Raw genomic sequence first — 15,777 nt, 5'->3', positions numbered from 1 at the left:
AACACTTATGATTGCGTAATGTTTCCCGGTTTTGAATATTGCTACACTATTTGGGGTTTATTAAAAAACAGGTTTCTGAGAACCTCCTTGAATTTTTCGATAAAAAATATCCTGTAAGATTTAAATAGGATATAAACGATTTTGTTTTGATGGAGTTAGGTATTAAACATTCGGAGTTTTTGTTTGTTTTTTTATTGTTGAATAAAAACTGAATATGGAAATAAAAACCGGAGAGGGAACTATACCTCTCGTTACCCTGATTGGCATCTGGTCTATTTCGGCCTTGAATGCATTACCCGGATTGGCAGTTTCTCCTATCTTGGGTCAACTGTCACAGATTTTTCCTCATGCTACGGAGTTAGATATCCAAATGCTGACTTCGTTACCCTCTTTATTAATAATTCCGTTTATCCTTCTTTCGGGAACATTGACCGAACGGGTGAATAACATACGGCTGTTGCAAATAGGATTAGGAATATTTGCAGCCAGTGGAGTGTTATATTTGCTTTCGAATCGAATGTGGCAGTTGATTGCAGTAAGTGCTTTGCTGGGAGCTGGATCGGGATTGATTGTACCGTTATCTACTGGATTCATTACTCGTTTTTTTAAAGGTTCTTACCGGGTAAAGCAGTTTGGATTGAGTTCGGCTATTACGAATATCACTTTAGTAATCGCAACAGTTGTAACCGGTTATTTAGCGGAAGTTAACTGGCATTTGCCTTTTATCGTGTATTTATTGCCTGTTATTTCGATATTTCTTTCGTCTTATTTAAAGGAAACTCCGGAGACGGCAAAAAAAATACCCGAAAATAATCGAACAACAGTTGTCGTTGCCGGAGAACAAACAGATACGGGCGGTTTTATAGATAGAAAAAGACTCGTACAGTTAATGGCTTTTTATGGACTTTGTACTTATTTGGTCATTATTGTTAGCTTTAATTTGCCGTTTTTGATGGAAGAGTATCATTTTTCAAGTGGTAATTCGGGCATAATGATCTCACTTTTCTTTTTGGCAATTATGACTCCGGGTTTATTCTTGAACCAAATTATCGGATGGTGGAAACAAAGAACGGAATTTTATAGTTTGTTATGTATCGCTGTCGGTTTGGGGCTTATTATACTTTCTCGGTCGGAATGGTGGATCGGATTAGGATGTCTTTTTGCCGGTTTCGGTTATGGAGTAATACAGCCTGTTGTATATGATAAGACGACAAGAACTGCATCTTCTCGAAAAGTGACTTTGGCATTGGCATTTGTAATGGCGATGAATTATTTGGCGATTTTGTTATGTCCTTTTATTATTGATTGGGCAGGTGCTATTTTTCGAGTACATACTCAGCAATTTGCATTTACTTTTAATTTGGTTGTAACTGTCTTGGCTGCCGGATGGGCATATTGGAAACGAAATTCGTTTGTGTTTAGCAGAAATACGGAAGAATAGAAATATCGGTTATTTTGCAATATAAATTTAGAATGAGTCGTGAAAAATAAAATTGCTGAAGCAAATATTTGTATGGTTATATCCAAAGGGTTTAGTGGATTGAATATGAATGCATTGAAGTATCTGCTTCCTTTCTGGATGACTCCTTTTACAGGAGTTACGTTACGTTGTGTATTTGCTGCCGTTGCATTCTGGATTATAAGTTTTTTTGTACCGTCGGAACATTCTACAGGAAAACAAAAAGTTCAGATTTTTTTATTGGGAGCCTTGGGTGTGTATGGATATATGTGTTTGTATTTGGTCGGGTTGAGTAAGACGACACCGGTATCGAGTTCTATTTTCTCGACTTTGCAGCCGGTGTGGGTATTCTTAATTGCTGTTTTATTTTATCGGGAGAAAGTAACGTGGATGAAAGTAGTGGGAATACTTATCGGTTTGGGCGGTGCTTTACTATGTATCTCTACGCAACAGAGCGATGATTTGGCATCAGATGCTTTGACAGGAAATCTTTTGTGTCTGGGTAGTTCTGTGATGTATGCCGTGTATCTGGTCATCAGTAATCGGATCTTGAAATCGGTAGGGATGTTTACCTTATTGAAATATGTATTTACAGGAGCTGCTTTTTCAAGCCTTATCATGGCTTGTTTTATAAAATTTGATGCGCTGGTTTTAATGCTTCCGATACATTGGTTTCCGCTTTGTGTTTTATTATTTGTTCTTATTTTTCCGACGGTAATCAGCTATTTGCTGATACCGATAGGATTGAAATATCTGAATACGACCATTGTTGCCATATACGGTTATTTAATTCTGATAGTAGCGACTATTGTTTCTTTATCTATCGGGCAAGATCGATTTAGTTGGACTCAACTTTCTGCTATGCTTTTGATTTGTATTGGAGTATATTTGGTGGAAATTGCCGAACGAAAGGCTACTGCTTCTGAGAAATGAAAAAAATTCTTTTCGGGGCTGAAGCATCTTTGAGAACAGCTTTTATAAAAATATTTGTGCAAAGTTTTAGAGAAATCTACAAGAATAATTTGTTTTCTTCTGGAGGGTGGAACACTAATAGCATTGTAGACCGAAAGAAAACGCAAAAATGACTGGATGGTATTTCTTGTTAGAAAATTTAGGCTGCCTATAAGTATTAGATAGAGAAAAATATTATCTTTATCGATGATAAATAAGATAATGATTTGTTGAAATATGGGCAGATATATATGGCTTATTGTTGTTATTGGGTTAGGTGCTATTGTGCCGGTTTGGGGACAAAATTTGAAATTCGACTCGGCCGGACATTTTAAAATTGTGCAGTTTACAGATGTCCATTATGTCCCGGATAATCCGAAATCGAAAACTGCCATTCAGCTGATCGAAAAGGTTTTGGATTTAGAAAATCCTGATTTGGTTGTATTGACTGGGGATATAGTAACTGGACGTCCTGCTCGGATAGGTTGGGACAGTGTGCTCGATCCGATATTACGGCGGAATATCCCATTTATCGTGACATTGGGGAATCATGATGATGAGCAGGACTTGTCTCGAGAGCAAGTGGCGGAGTTGGTCGTTTCATATCCTTTAAATTTAAATACAGTACGTGTAGATAACGTAACCGGATTTTTGAATGATGTGTTTCCCGTAATGGGTCATTTATCGGATAAACCTGCTTTATTGCTTTACGGACTGGATTCTAATAGTTATTCCTCCATTCAAGCCATAAAGGGGTATGCTTGGTTCACTCCCGATCAAATAGAATGTTATAATTTATGGAGTCGTTATTATACTGGACTGAATGGAGGAAAACCTATTCCAGCATTGGCATTCTTTCATATTCCTCTTCCTGAGTATCGTGTTGCTTATAATATTCGAGGAAACAGGCAATCCGGAAAACGTAGAGAAAAGGAATGCGCACCAGAACTAAATACGGGAATGTATGCAGCAATGCTGTTGAATGGCGATGTGATGGGGATGTTTACCGGACATGATCATGGAAATGATTATATAGCATTATATAACGGTATAGCTTTGGCTTATGGGCGTTTTTCAGGAGGAAAAACTACTTATACGAAAACTTCTAATGGTGCAAGAGTTATTGAGGTTCGGGAAGGTGTACGGGGATTTTCTTCTTATATCCGGTTATCGAATGGAAAGATTGTCGATTTGTATAATTATAAACAGAATTGATTTTAAAAGAAATATATATCCGGATTTTAATAATCTCTTTACGGCTTATTTTCATGTCTCTTTACGTCATGTAACTTTATCAGAACTGAAAAGTTCAGGCAGGCTCTTAGACAGTTTCTTATTTTGTTATGTTGATTTTTCTTGTGAATTTGTATTATTAATAATAACGAGCATATTTATTTAAGTAAAACATTAGCTTTATGAGAAAATTATTGTTATTATCACTTATTATTGTGAACAGTATTTTTGCTTCTTATGGTCAAATGGAGAAGAACGATACTATAAAAAGTAATCAGTTTCTATATTGTGAAATCGTTGGTGAAAGTAATTTGTTGCAAACAAAGGTAAGAGTTGCCGTTGACTTCGGACAAGAAATAAATTATTGGACTCAGTATAGAGATAAATTTCTTGTAGATGAAAATGGGAAGAGGATAAAGTTCAATTCTATGATCGATGCTTTGAATTATATGGCTAAATTGGGATGGAAGTTTGAACAAGCGTATGTCGTTTCTACACAGAATCAACTTGTTTATCATTATCTTTTAAGTAAAAAAGGAACTCTTTCTGATGTAAAGAATGGATTGACAGTCAAGAGTGATCTGGAAGATTAAAGGGGTAAATACTCTGATAAATGAACAATAACGGAAATTTTGTTACTTGGGTATTTTTTATTTCCCTTGTGGAAGATACCTAAATATCAGATACTCTCTCCCGTATTTCTCCCGGTATAAAATAATGACATAGGTATAATTTATTAATTATCAATAAATTATACCTATATGTGTCGGGGTGAGAAGATTTAACATCACTTCTTTATTTTTGCTAACTTGTTTATAATTAATAATTTATTTTCTTTCTTTAGGGGATATTTTATGCTTTTTACAGCCAAGGGCTCTGCCGGCTAAACATAAAAATAGTCACTCTCTATTTTTTTCTTTCTAACAGTATTTGGATTGTACGCTCTTTCTCTTTTAATAATTGTTTAAGGTGTTCTATCTCTCTTCGACATTCATTCAATGATATGTCTCCAACGACTTTATTTCCGTTCCCATTCACATTGTGACCGATATGCCAGTGTTCATCAATTTCGACTTCTCTGTCATAGAAATAATCCATTGGCACTTTAAAAAGATCAGCTATTCGTTCAAGTTTTCTTGATCCTATTTCTGCGCCTTTCAAAGTATTCTCTAATGTCTGTACCGAAATCTCGACTCTCTGGCAAATTTCCTTTTTTGAATACTTACTTGAGTCAATTAAAGCAGCAAGTTTATCCGCTCTAAACATGGTTTTCGTTATTTATAGTGTGTCTAAATAATAGTATTCTTTGAATTTTTATCAAAGAATAATTTGATATATTAAAATAAAACTTTATGTTTGTATTGTAAATCTAATAATAATAATTTAATATTTAACATGAATATGGAAAAAAAATTAAATTCAAAGCAAGACGGAAATGCTTTACGGCATTATTTACGGAGTCTGCCGGTATGTGAATCTTCTCAAATGGCAAAAAGGCTGGCTGATGAATGTAAAGTACCTATTTACACTTTCAATAATTGGAGGAGCGGGTTGGTCCGTATACCAGAGTTGGCTAAAGATAAGATAGAAGAAATAGCGGGTCGTAAAATATTTAATCAAGAATAATCATGAATACAATTGCAAAACATTTTGTCAGTTATGAAAATAACCGTAGAAAGCACAAGTAAAATGATTACTCTAAATGGAGTTCCGGCACGAATATGGGAAGGATTTACCGAATCAGGGATTAAATGTCATTGCTATATTACCCGGATTGCCATTGATAAAGATGAGTCACGATCCGAAGAGTTCGAGAAGGAATTGAGCGAACAAAAGACTCCATCGGCAGAAATAGAAGCTATACCTATTCGTATGATATTATAGTGTCCTGTTACAGTTTTCAGAGTTAAATTACTTTCGACATGAAAAAATATATTCATATCCCATCCAAACAAAAAATGCCTAAAATATCATATAGACATAGTCCGATCATGCAAGATACACCAAACCGATTTGAACTTAAAGATTTGTTTAAAACGGGAAAAGTTGATGTATCGAAATTAGCCTTTTGCGTTAATGTTTGCTATAATCTTGCCGATTTGATGGAAACCCTTGTTCTTGAGGCCGAATCAGAACTAAAAAAAGTAGGTTCGGATCTTGAATTGGAAATGCGCCATCCGATCGATCGTATGAAGATACACACCCGAGAGATGGTCAGGTTTGTTGATACCAGAACTTCCGAAAGATTTGCCGAGAGTTATGGTGAGACTTCAGATAAGCTTAAAGAGTTAATTATTGACTTTTATAAAAAACTACTTTAGAATGAGTGTTTTTGTAGATAAAGATCAAAGTGGACGAATCTCGCTTATGGAAATGTCTTATGGGGAAGCTGAAGTGTTATTACAGGCTTTGCGTTTCTATTTTGAAAGTAGATGGTTGCACACCAAATCTCCGGAAGAGCGGGAGATAAAGAGACTTATAAAAAATATAGAGGACATATTGCCCTCTATATTTTAAACCAAAAACTTTGTTTATGGAAACAAATGTCGGTGACAAAGATAAAAAAATTAACTGACCGATAACAAATAAGAATCAAATTATGAAAACCAAAACAATTGCAAAAGTAAATAACGTGGACATTGTATCTACAAATGACGAACAGATGGTAGCGATCAAACCTATATGCGAAGCGTTGGGAATTGACTACAAGGTGCAATGGCAAAAAATTAAAGATGATGAAGACCTCTCAGCAACTATGGTCCTTAACACCACAGTTGCAGCCGATGGAAAAGAACGGGAAATGTGCTGTTTGCCTGTCCGCTATATCTTCGGATGGTTATTCACTATCAATCCTGCAAATGTAAAGCCTGAAGCAAAAGAGGCTGTCCGTAATTACCGGAAGATGTGTTATGATGTACTATATGAACACTTTTTCGGCTCACAACAAAAACAGCTTGAGCAAAACCAGATTGAAATAAACCTGTTAGAGAATATCGCCAAGCTCGACCAGCAAAAAGCGGCTATCAATTGTGAACTGTCCGAGATGAAAAGAAAGTTAAACCAACTCCGAGAGGAACGGTTGAAAAATGAACCTTCACTTTTCTAATATTTAAAATTTCCCGCCATAATGATACAAGTTTCTGATTTTATTGCTATGTTTGTAGCGTCTAACAATTATATATCGAGAAATGCAGCGAGACGGCTTGCATTTATTCATGCAGGCATTTTTTATGTCCGCAGATTTTATTGTATAACCTCATATAGGTGTTCGAATACCCCCGTGTATCCGCTTAATGGCGATACAGCATTTCTCGGTGAAAGTGTTAGACAACGGGACAGGTTCGGATACCTTTTGTTTTATACATTATGTTACAATTCACCGGTAATTCCAATGCAGAATTGTCTATCTGTAACGGAACGTTGGTCCACGAAACGGGCATCCGCTTCTTTATCCTCTCTTTGGACAGCAACACCCTACGTTACTACACCCCATTTGGCAAACGCCGTCGCAAGTTATCCGATTCAGCAACTATGCGCCAGGCTCTCTGCAATGCGATGCTTTCTGAATATCCCGGCATCCGTCGAATCAAAATCAAGGATTGCGGCATCCGTTTCTATGCCCGAGTATGGATGCATTCCGGTCGTGTCATACACCACAAGGCATATTCGTTGCGAAACCTTGCCGGAATACTTTGTGAAAAGGTTGAAAATCAAGAAATCATTCTTTCATAAACTGAAAGCAGAAAACGAAAAGCCACTCAAGCACCATGTATATAAGCGAAGATGATAAGAAAAAAATTTTAGACCGTACTTCTGATAAACTGGCCGAAGTGATCGGTCAGTTTACCACTTTGAGTAAGCACGGTACGGGTCAAGACCTTTTCGGGACTTGTCCCATTTGCGGGTCGGACAAGTTCGGGATTAATGAAAACAAACGGGTATTCCGTTGCCACAAATGCCAGCAAATCTCCGGAAAAACACCTATCGATTACCTGATGAAAGGGAAGAATTATTCGTTCCCCGATGCCCTGAAATGGCTGGCCGATTACTTTAATATCCTGCTTTCCGAACCACCTAAAAGAGAACCAAAGAAAAAGCTGAAGGACAAAATCTCCAGAGGGAAAAAGAAAGACGGATCGGCTCGGCAAAGCTACTGTGCCCGGATGCTTCAGGAGTCAGGACTGACGTTTGAGGATGTTACGGCCAAAGTATTTCATCAAGACAAGAATAAGACCGTTGCTCTGTCTCCGACCTTCTTTACCGGTACGGTCGACAGTCATGGTAATATCGACCGCACCGGAGATGATGCTGTCATTGCCTATTATGACCTGGAGGGGCTACCCATTACCTACGAACAGAAAGATGCCAAAGGCCGGTTAACGGGAAAGACTAAAGAATATTTCCGCATCCGTTGGCAATTTCCCGACGAGCATCTGGATAAAGAGGGCAAGCCGTTTAAATATAAATCCCCATACGGAGCGGCGACATACGTTTATATTCCTGAACGTATCCGGGAGAGATATCGTAAAGCCGAGCCCATTCCCCGGTTGTTTATCCAAGAAGGAGAGAAAAAAGCCGAAAAAGCCTGCAAACACGGTATTATGAGCGTCGCCATTTCGGGTATCGGCAATATTGCCACCAACAAACGTCTGCCGGAAGATATTATCAGAATCATATCCGTCTGTAAGGTGCAGGAAGTAGTTTTCCTTTTAGACAGCGATTGGCAGGATATCTCGGCCAACATCAAAATAAATGACCGGGTCGACAAACGTCCACGAAATTTCTTTTACGCCGTCAAGAACTTCCGGGAGTATTTCCGTTCACTGAAAAACCGGGAACTTTACGTCGAAATTTATTTCGGCCATGTCCGGAAGAATCCGGCACAGGACAAAGGTATCGATGACCTTTTGGCCAACACTTTGTCGGGTAAGGAAAACGAACTGCTCGAAGACATCGATTACTGCATGAATGAGAAAGACTTGGCCGGTAAATATGTACAGTTTCATAAGATAACAACCTGCACCGACTACAAGCTGGAGGAACTCTGGTGTCTGCATTCACCGAACGAGTTCGCCAGGCTTCATAAAGATATTCTTAAAGACCTGCCCGAGTTCCTGATCGGGCGTAACCGGTGGCGATTCAACGATAAAGGGGAGTTGGAAAGCGCACAACCCATCGAAAGCGATGAGAAGTATTGGGACGAAATCGAAAAACGGGACAGGGACGGCAATACCCGCATCACATACGAATTTAAATATAAGCGTTCCCGTATCTTTCTCCACAATCGGGGATTCGGACGGTATCAACGGTTGGATAATACCTTTGACTGGATACATCTCGACCCGCCTACCGTTACCACCGTACAGCCTTGGGAGATACGCGATTATCTGGAAGAGTTTACCGAAATGAATGCTCCGGAAGATGTCCTGGAAATGATCATCAAGGGCGGACCTCAATACCTCGGCCCGGACAAACTTTCCGGATTGCCCTTTATCGTCCCGAATTTCACTAAACCCGAACGGGATAAGCAGATGTTCTATTTTTCCAACATTTGTTGGGAAATTGTTCAGGATGGCGTCAAAGAGCTGCATTACTCCAACATATCGAACCATATCTGGAAAGACGAGCGCAACGAGTCGTCCGTAACGCTGCTCAAGTCCCCTCTTATACAGGTCTCGCAAGACGCGGAGGGCAAATGGTCTTATATCATTTCTCCGGAAGGGCAACGGTGCAACTTTTTGCAATTTCTGGTCAATACCTCCAATTTTACCTGGCGCAAAAAGAGGATGATCGATGAAGGGAACTGCAATATAACGCTGGACACGGACGAAGAGTATGAGAATATCGTCCATTTGGTCTCTAAACTTTGTGCTATCGGTTACATGCTGATGGACTGTAAGGATAAAGCCAATGCCCGGGCGGTAGTGGCGATGGACGGTAAACAGAGCGAAGTCGGGGCCAGTAACGGACGTTCAGGGAAATCCTTGGTAGGAGAGGCGTTCAAGCATGTCCGCAAATCGGTGGTGATCAATGGAAAGAACTCAGAGTTGGCGAAAGACAATTTCCTTTGGGACGAAGTGACGGAAAAGACGAAGGTCGTCTTTATCGATGACGTACGGACAGGATTCGATTTGGAATTTCTTTTTGCCAACATCACCGGAGACTGGACAGTAAACTATAAAGGTGGACGCCGTTGCACTTTTCCTTTCTCGCAATCGCCCAAGATATACATCACCACCAACCACGCCCTCAAGGGCGACGGCTCTTCTTTTCGTGCCCGTCAATGGATTATCGCCTTTTCAGATTATTACAACGATAACTTCTCACCTCTCGATGACTTCGGTCAGCTTTTCTTTGACGAGTGGGATTTCGAGCAGTGGAATCTCTTCTGGAACTTGCTTGCTACATGCGTACAATTGTATCTGAAACACGGATATGTCGCCTCTCCGGGTGAACGCATTGAGATCCGCAAGCTCCGGCAGGAGATGACCGAGGAATTCCTGTCATGGGCGGAAGAGTATTTTTCCGATCCGGCGAAGCGGAACGTCCAGCTCGTCCGCAAGGAACTGTACGACGCTTTTCTGACCTATGTCCCGGAGCAGCGCAAATATTGCTCTCCTACCGCTTTCAAACGCCGTATCATCAAGTATTGTGAATATAAAAGTTACCTGTTCAACCCGCAGAAGTATGACCGCATCACCGGACTGCCGATCTATCTCGATAAGGACGGCAATCCGGTAATCGATGACAAATCTTCCGGAGTCGAATATTTCACCATCGGGGACGATAATTTTGTGTCTGATGCTGCAACAAACAATGAGTTAACCGATTTTATAGAAGGTAACGAAGAATTATTATAAAAATGGAGCCTGATAATCGTATATATCGCCTTACTGACAAAAAGGAAATAGATGCTTTTGTGGAACAATATGGCTCGAAATTTCTTCAATTTAAAGCAGATGTATATACGAGACTTAAGGGACTACCTTCCGGTACATTTTTTAAACCCGTATGGATTGATATTTTTACCTTGGTAAAAAAAGAACATTTGTTATCAGCATTTATTAAATGTGCGTGTTTATTCATGCTTGAGAATAATACTATTAAAGAGTTTTGGGAGTTTGATGATTATTATCTGCATATAAGACATATCAAGGAAGATCCGGAAAAAGAAATAAATTACAGTGCAATACAAAGATGGTATGGAAAAAAGTAATAAAATCATGGTAGTAATAAGCCCTGACCCGGTTGTCCGCGACCGTATGTTGAAGCGGCTGATAGTCCGTCTCGGCTTTGCCATCACTCCGACCGATGCCGGCAAGCTCATAAAGCAGTCGGTGCACGATACCGACCTGTCGAACGCTTATTTCGTCATCGCCGACTTGTACAACTTCAGAGCAAGCCCTATTACCACACAGCGACTGTATGAACTCGCAGCCCGTGGCATTGCCGTTGTCGTCGGAGTTAAAAAGTTACCGCCGGAATTCGAGTTTATTTGTACCGCATTTTATCCGGAATAAAGTAGTATTCATTAAGTACGCTATTTAAAAGAGATTTTTCTTTTTGAAAGATCTCTTTTTTTGCATTTCCCCTCGCACCCCTTAACCTATAAACAGTCGCTTTCGGACAACAGTGCAACGCAAAAAACGGGTGACATACAATATATATTCTTTATTCTTATATTTTTACTTTTTGAAAAGTACCCCTTCAAAAAATGAGAAAAAAAATCGTGCTTTCGTGCGGAACGAAAAATATTCTCAATAAATATTTGATAATTAAAATATTATGCAAGCACGATTTTAGCACAGAATTAGCACGAATTGCACAAAACAAATCGTGCACGATTTTTTGTGCTCCGCACGAAATCTAAAAACGGTTTTGTGCTAAAATCGTGCTGATGTAATCGTTTGATTTTTAGTTATTTGTATTCTTGAATTGTACCGAAAAAGATTTTGCACGATTTTTTTCCTATGTTTTCCCAAGGGGTAGTTTGGGACACATTTTCTCTTTTTAGCTGTCGATATTTGTCTTTTTGGATAATGTTTTGTATCTTTATATTTGATATTCAGTAATTTAACTATGATAAAAACCAGAATAGAAATTACACCTTATTTGGCCGAGTACCTTACTTGCAAGTTTTATGATTCCGAATCCGATGCCGTTCGAATTCCGGACACGAAAGATCTGTACCATACCATTTGGGATTTAATGTCGAAGCGACCGGATAATGCGGTCGATACCGGAAACCTGACGTTAGTGCTTCCAGACAGGCGGACGGGCAAAGATCCTGAATACTATAATTATTTGGGAGAACGGTCGGCACGTATTATCGACAAGCGGGTCAGGGTGATGTTCTATGCCGAGTTGCATGATTGTTTGGATGAGAACAAGCATCGGTACAATATCGAGTATATCGATACGGTACATCATTTTATGTGCAAATACAATATCACATCTATCAGTGAAGACGGCTTGCTGAAAAATTACTACCGCTGGAGAGACAATGAGCGGAAGAAGAAAGCCAAGCGAGATTATAAAAAGAGGTTAAATACACCTTGATTTATCTCCGACATAACGTATTATTTTGTCCGTTTTTTGCGGAAAAATAAACGGAATTTTAACGTAAAATAGAGAAGTGTTTAATTTACAATATATTACAATGAATGAAATTTGCAACATTTTACGAATTTATAAACTGTCTCAACTCAAGGCTGTGACAGAATCGGAGGTTATTCCCAAATCCGGAGAAAAACCGTTGACTGTTTATCCCGACCATTTAGATCTGGAACTGTCTCCGGATCAACAAGACGGCGGATTATTATATAAGATCGAGCAAACCATACCGGTTTCCAAGTTGCCGGAAGATGAAGCCGTGCTTTTCCCTATACCGACTCCCTCGATTATAGAGGGTGAGAATACGACCGGGGAAAAGGTCATTATCGGGACACCCGAATGCCCGGCATCGGTATATATCATTCCGCACCTTCAAAAAGACCAGCTTTCGGTTACCTGTTTGATGCAAAAATCCCCTTTTTAAAAGCCTTCTTGCCTTATTATAGTCCTTTAGAACCCTTGCTTATTACACGATATTCGTGGTAAATATACAAGGGATGAACGAAAATTCTTTATTACAGCTTCTTCTTTCACCTGCGCATAAACTCCTCTGTACCCAAGAAGAGTTTGTCGCCGCCATAATTTCATGTTTTCCCGTAGCTGCCCAAAAAAGTTTTGCAGACATTGTTTCCACTATCTCCAAAGGCTTTTACTCAGAACCTCTCACATACCGGGATTCTGTAAAGAAAGAACTGCAAGCGGTTTCCCGACAAAGCGAGATCTCCGTGACCGATGATTTCGGTTCGGATACTCTCGACCCGGATTCTTTGGCCTATCATCGCATCAAAGGGATGATACTTTCCGATGCCCGTTATGGTTTCTCGACAAAACAATTTGCCGAAGATCTTCTGACGGCCGATGCCAATCCTCATATTTCCTGCCATTTTCTGCATATCACCTCGGGAGGCGGTGAAGCGTGGTATCTCGATCGTGTGTCCGAGATACTGCGCACTCTCGATAAGCCGGTCTATACACTGATCGAAAAAGTGTGTGCTTCGGCAGCTTATTATATCGGTTGCCACGGGGTGCAAGTAAAGGCAGTTACGCAAAATGACACTATCGGCAGTATAGGAACAATGGTATCGTTTTACGATATCCGCCCATATCTCGAATCTCTCGGACTGAAATACATTGAAGAATACGCCTCTAAGTCGAGACTGAAAAATAAAAAATTCAATGATTTGGTTGCAGGAAAACCAGAACAGTATATAAAAGAAGAGTTAGATCCGCTTCAAGTGCAGTTCGAGGCAGAAGTGCGCCGCTCCCGGTCTGCGTTGGCAGCATTAGACCCGGAACATCCTGTCTTTCTGGGAGAGTCTTTCGATGCTGTTCATTCCGTAGAAAACGGGCTGATCGATGGTATCGTTACTGTGCCTGAGGCCATGAATGAAGCCTACGGACTCGGGGGAGAGTGGAGCAGGAAAAATAAAATGAGACATCAAGCCTATTCATTCATTTAATACTTCACAAAATGTTTAAAAAGCAATTTCAACAGATTATCAACTCGCTGGGATTAATGCAAAAAGCAAAAGACCGGCAACTTACCAAAGAAGATTGGGAGAGCATATCCGATTCGTATAAAGAGACCTATGGTGTCGATTTTTACGAAGACATGCAGCAGGCGAAAGAGAAAGCCGGTGAAGCCGACCGACTTTCCAAAGAGCATGCTCAGGCTCTTGAGATCCTGAATGCCATGGAGGAGAACACCGGTTCGGACAAGGAATCCGGTGATTTGCTGGAAAAAATGAACAAGTTTGCTGCCGGCATGCAGAAAATATCCAAAGAAAATGCAGATTTGAAAGCCGCACTGGATGCCATGGCGTCTGCCGCAGCTCCTGACGTTCCCGTGGCTACTGTACAAAAAAGGCTGTCTGTTTTTGGTCCAGGAAGCACCGAAAAGCATCTGTTCGGTATCGAAAACCCTCTGTTCGACATGTCCAAACGCTGGAATAAAATATCTGTCAATCCGGCTTTTGCCCTGACCTCAGACCCGGATGAAGATACCGACGGCCCAGCATTCCAGTCTGAGGTGCGTAATTTCGGTAAATCGATGGCTGCCCGATATCGGTATCTTAAAGAAAATAAGCTGCTCGACCCTAAGAAACTGAACGAAGGTTTCGGTTTCGATACGGCCGATCTCTCCAATGCCGGACTCGGCGACCAGTATGTCGTACTCCGTCAGGATGCCCTTATCGCACGTATTCTGACACTTGAGACCGTTTATCATATTTTCCCCCGCCGTTCGGGTATTCAGGACAGGGAACTGATGACGAACGCTTTCTTCAGCAAATTCTCTCAGGCATATCAGCCGGGCAAGGTGTGGAAAGGAGACGTCAAGCTCCAGCCGGAAATGGCGCATGTAGATGATGCGATGTTCAAAACACTGTTCGGGCCGATGAAAGAAATCGAACGTCAATATATCGGTTATCTGAACACCGATGGCTCCGATCCGATCAAATGGAGCATGATCGAATGGCAGCTTCTGAATATTTACACGGCTTTGGTCAATGAACAAAACGAGCGTCGGATTTTGGGCATTTATGTCAAACCCGAAGAAGGTAAGCCCGGCCATCATCTGAACGGATCTACCGGTTACGTATATACGCTTGTCCGTTATATCCATGAAAATAAACTATTGCCTCACTCCGATGACGCATATAACGCCTATACCAAGACGACCATGCTGGATGCTGTGCAGGAATTTGTCAGCGATGTGCGGGAGACGGTCGATAAAGGGCTGGATATCGAGAAGTTTGAGATACTTTTGAATAAAAACCATCGTTCATGGTGGCGTAAATGTATTCGTGCGCAACACGGTAAGGAGATGGATTTCAAGGGTGTCGATGGTCTTACCGATATTATTCCCGATACAACGATCAATATCCGCTGGGTTCCCAATATGGGACAGTTGAAGCTGATCTGTCTTCAGGAATCCGGAAACCAGCAATGTCTTGAGTTCGCTCCGGGTGAGATGTTATCGGTGAAGATAAAAGAAGATATGGAACAGGTAGTTTGCTGGTCGACCTGGAAAGAGGGTTTTTCCGCTTCTTACGTCGGACAGGCTTTCGATACTCCGACCAAACTGGTCGAGAACAACTATAAGCTGCAGCGGGTATTCATCAACAAACCGTGCGTCACCTTAGCCGACAAAGCTACATCGGCTGCGGCTAAAGACGGATTCTGGTTCGTTACTCCAGATAATACGGCGGCAACCGCATTGACCGATATTGCCGGTGCGGAAGAAGGAACGGCCTATATCATCGAATGTGGCGGGACAGAAAATGCAACGACAATCGCCAAATCCGGGAAGTTCGATTCTATCACGGCGGCATGGACTCCTACCCAATCGGGAGATTATATCATGGTTACGCTCAACAGTTCCGATAAATTCGTCGAACTCGAACGACAGGTTGGAGGCGTCCGTACCATCAATAAAAGCCTGCAACCCAATATTCCGGGAGCACGATAATGTATGATTCAACAGAAGCGGGATTTATTTCCCGCTCCTTTTAATATTCACA

18 protein-coding genes are annotated in these 15,777 nt (G+C 40.7%); 17 read left to right on the top strand and 1 reads right to left on the bottom strand.

Annotation, left to right across the window (positions count from 1 at the left end; genetic code table 11):
* Nucleotides 1-214 precede the first annotated feature (214 nt).
* The 4 genes from Q0093_RS10960 (at nucleotide 215) to Q0093_RS10945 (ending at nucleotide 4,236) form a co-directional block, all read left to right on the top strand.
* The gene (locus Q0093_RS10960) at nucleotides 215-1,441 is read left to right on the top strand and encodes an MFS transporter (protein WP_294177176.1); all 1,227 of its coding nucleotides are present in this window, start codon (nucleotides 215-217) and stop codon (nucleotides 1,439-1,441) included.
* A gap of 39 nt (nucleotides 1,442-1,480) precedes the next feature.
* On the top strand, nucleotides 1,481-2,392 hold the full coding sequence (locus Q0093_RS10955; protein WP_294177174.1) for a DMT family transporter: 912 nt from the start codon (nucleotides 1,481-1,483) through the stop codon (nucleotides 2,390-2,392).
* 255 nt (nucleotides 2,393-2,647) lie between these two features.
* Nucleotides 2,648-3,625 (top strand): metallophosphoesterase, encoded by a 978-nt coding sequence (locus Q0093_RS10950; RefSeq protein WP_294177172.1) that lies wholly within the window; start codon nucleotides 2,648-2,650, stop codon nucleotides 3,623-3,625.
* Between the two features lie 200 nt (nucleotides 3,626-3,825).
* On the top strand, nucleotides 3,826-4,236 hold the full coding sequence (locus Q0093_RS10945; protein WP_294177170.1) for a hypothetical protein: 411 nt from the start codon (nucleotides 3,826-3,828) through the stop codon (nucleotides 4,234-4,236).
* A 313-nt stretch (nucleotides 4,237-4,549) separates the two neighbouring features.
* Here Q0093_RS10945 and Q0093_RS10940 read toward each other — a convergent pair whose 3' ends face one another.
* The gene (locus Q0093_RS10940; RefSeq protein ID WP_022390575.1) at nucleotides 4,550-4,909 is read right to left on the bottom strand and encodes a transcriptional regulator; all 360 of its coding nucleotides are present in this window, start codon (nucleotides 4,907-4,909) and stop codon (nucleotides 4,550-4,552) included.
* Between the two features lie 135 nt (nucleotides 4,910-5,044).
* Here Q0093_RS10940 and Q0093_RS10935 point away from each other — a divergent pair, with 135 nt between their 5' ends.
* The 13 genes from Q0093_RS10935 (at nucleotide 5,045) to Q0093_RS10875 (ending at nucleotide 15,725) form a co-directional block, all read left to right on the top strand.
* Nucleotides 5,045-5,269 carry a hypothetical protein gene (locus Q0093_RS10935; protein WP_297930352.1) on the top strand — a complete coding sequence of 75 codons (225 nt, stop codon included), beginning with the start codon at nucleotides 5,045-5,047 and terminating at the stop codon, nucleotides 5,267-5,269.
* A gap of 33 nt (nucleotides 5,270-5,302) precedes the next feature.
* Entirely contained in the window at nucleotides 5,303-5,527 is a 225-nt protein-coding gene (locus Q0093_RS10930) for a hypothetical protein (RefSeq protein ID WP_297930349.1), read from the top strand.
* A gap of 38 nt (nucleotides 5,528-5,565) precedes the next feature.
* Nucleotides 5,566-5,964, top strand: a complete 399-nt coding sequence (locus tag Q0093_RS10925; RefSeq protein WP_022390572.1) for a hypothetical protein — start codon at nucleotides 5,566-5,568, stop codon at nucleotides 5,962-5,964.
* A gap of 1 nt (nucleotide 5,965) precedes the next feature.
* Nucleotides 5,966-6,160, top strand: coding sequence for a hypothetical protein (locus tag Q0093_RS10920; RefSeq protein ID WP_022390571.1), 195 nt, complete (start codon nucleotides 5,966-5,968; stop codon nucleotides 6,158-6,160).
* A gap of 82 nt (nucleotides 6,161-6,242) precedes the next feature.
* Nucleotides 6,243-6,749: a phage antirepressor N-terminal domain-containing protein gene (locus tag Q0093_RS10915; RefSeq protein WP_022390570.1), complete on the top strand. Its 507-nt coding sequence runs from the start codon at nucleotides 6,243-6,245 to the stop codon at nucleotides 6,747-6,749.
* 21 nt (nucleotides 6,750-6,770) lie between these two features.
* A complete protein-coding gene (locus Q0093_RS10910) occupies nucleotides 6,771-7,430 on the top strand; it encodes a hypothetical protein (RefSeq protein ID WP_297930343.1) in 660 nt (219 codons plus the stop codon).
* The gene (locus tag Q0093_RS10905) at nucleotides 7,411-10,503 is read left to right on the top strand and encodes a CHC2 zinc finger domain-containing protein (RefSeq protein ID WP_297930338.1); all 3,093 of its coding nucleotides are present in this window, start codon (nucleotides 7,411-7,413) and stop codon (nucleotides 10,501-10,503) included. Before Q0093_RS10910 ends, Q0093_RS10905 begins: the two co-directional genes overlap by 20 nt.
* A gap of 2 nt (nucleotides 10,504-10,505) precedes the next feature.
* Entirely contained in the window at nucleotides 10,506-10,859 is a 354-nt protein-coding gene (locus tag Q0093_RS10900) for a hypothetical protein (protein ID WP_297930335.1), read from the top strand.
* Nucleotides 10,846-11,163 (top strand): hypothetical protein, encoded by a 318-nt coding sequence (locus tag Q0093_RS10895; protein WP_297930332.1) that lies wholly within the window; start codon nucleotides 10,846-10,848, stop codon nucleotides 11,161-11,163. The genes Q0093_RS10900 and Q0093_RS10895 overlap by 14 nt, the downstream gene beginning before the upstream one ends.
* A gap of 559 nt (nucleotides 11,164-11,722) precedes the next feature.
* Nucleotides 11,723-12,202 (top strand): hypothetical protein, encoded by a 480-nt coding sequence (locus tag Q0093_RS10890; protein WP_297930328.1) that lies wholly within the window; start codon nucleotides 11,723-11,725, stop codon nucleotides 12,200-12,202.
* Nucleotides 12,203-12,302: 100 nt separating this feature from the next.
* A complete protein-coding gene (locus tag Q0093_RS10885; RefSeq protein WP_297930326.1) occupies nucleotides 12,303-12,680 on the top strand; it encodes a hypothetical protein in 378 nt (125 codons plus the stop codon).
* 73 nt (nucleotides 12,681-12,753) lie between these two features.
* Nucleotides 12,754-13,716, top strand: a complete 963-nt coding sequence (locus Q0093_RS10880; RefSeq protein WP_297930323.1) for a S49 family peptidase — start codon at nucleotides 12,754-12,756, stop codon at nucleotides 13,714-13,716.
* 11 nt (nucleotides 13,717-13,727) lie between these two features.
* Nucleotides 13,728-15,725 (top strand): hypothetical protein, encoded by a 1,998-nt coding sequence (locus Q0093_RS10875; RefSeq protein WP_297930320.1) that lies wholly within the window; start codon nucleotides 13,728-13,730, stop codon nucleotides 15,723-15,725.
* Nucleotides 15,726-15,777: the final 52 nt, after the last annotated feature.

The sequence above is a fragment of the uncultured Coprobacter sp. genome (assembly GCF_947855755.1).
Taxonomy (GTDB): Bacteria; Bacteroidota; Bacteroidia; order Bacteroidales; family Coprobacteraceae; genus Coprobacter.
This window is presented reverse-complemented; position numbering and strand designations above follow the sequence as displayed.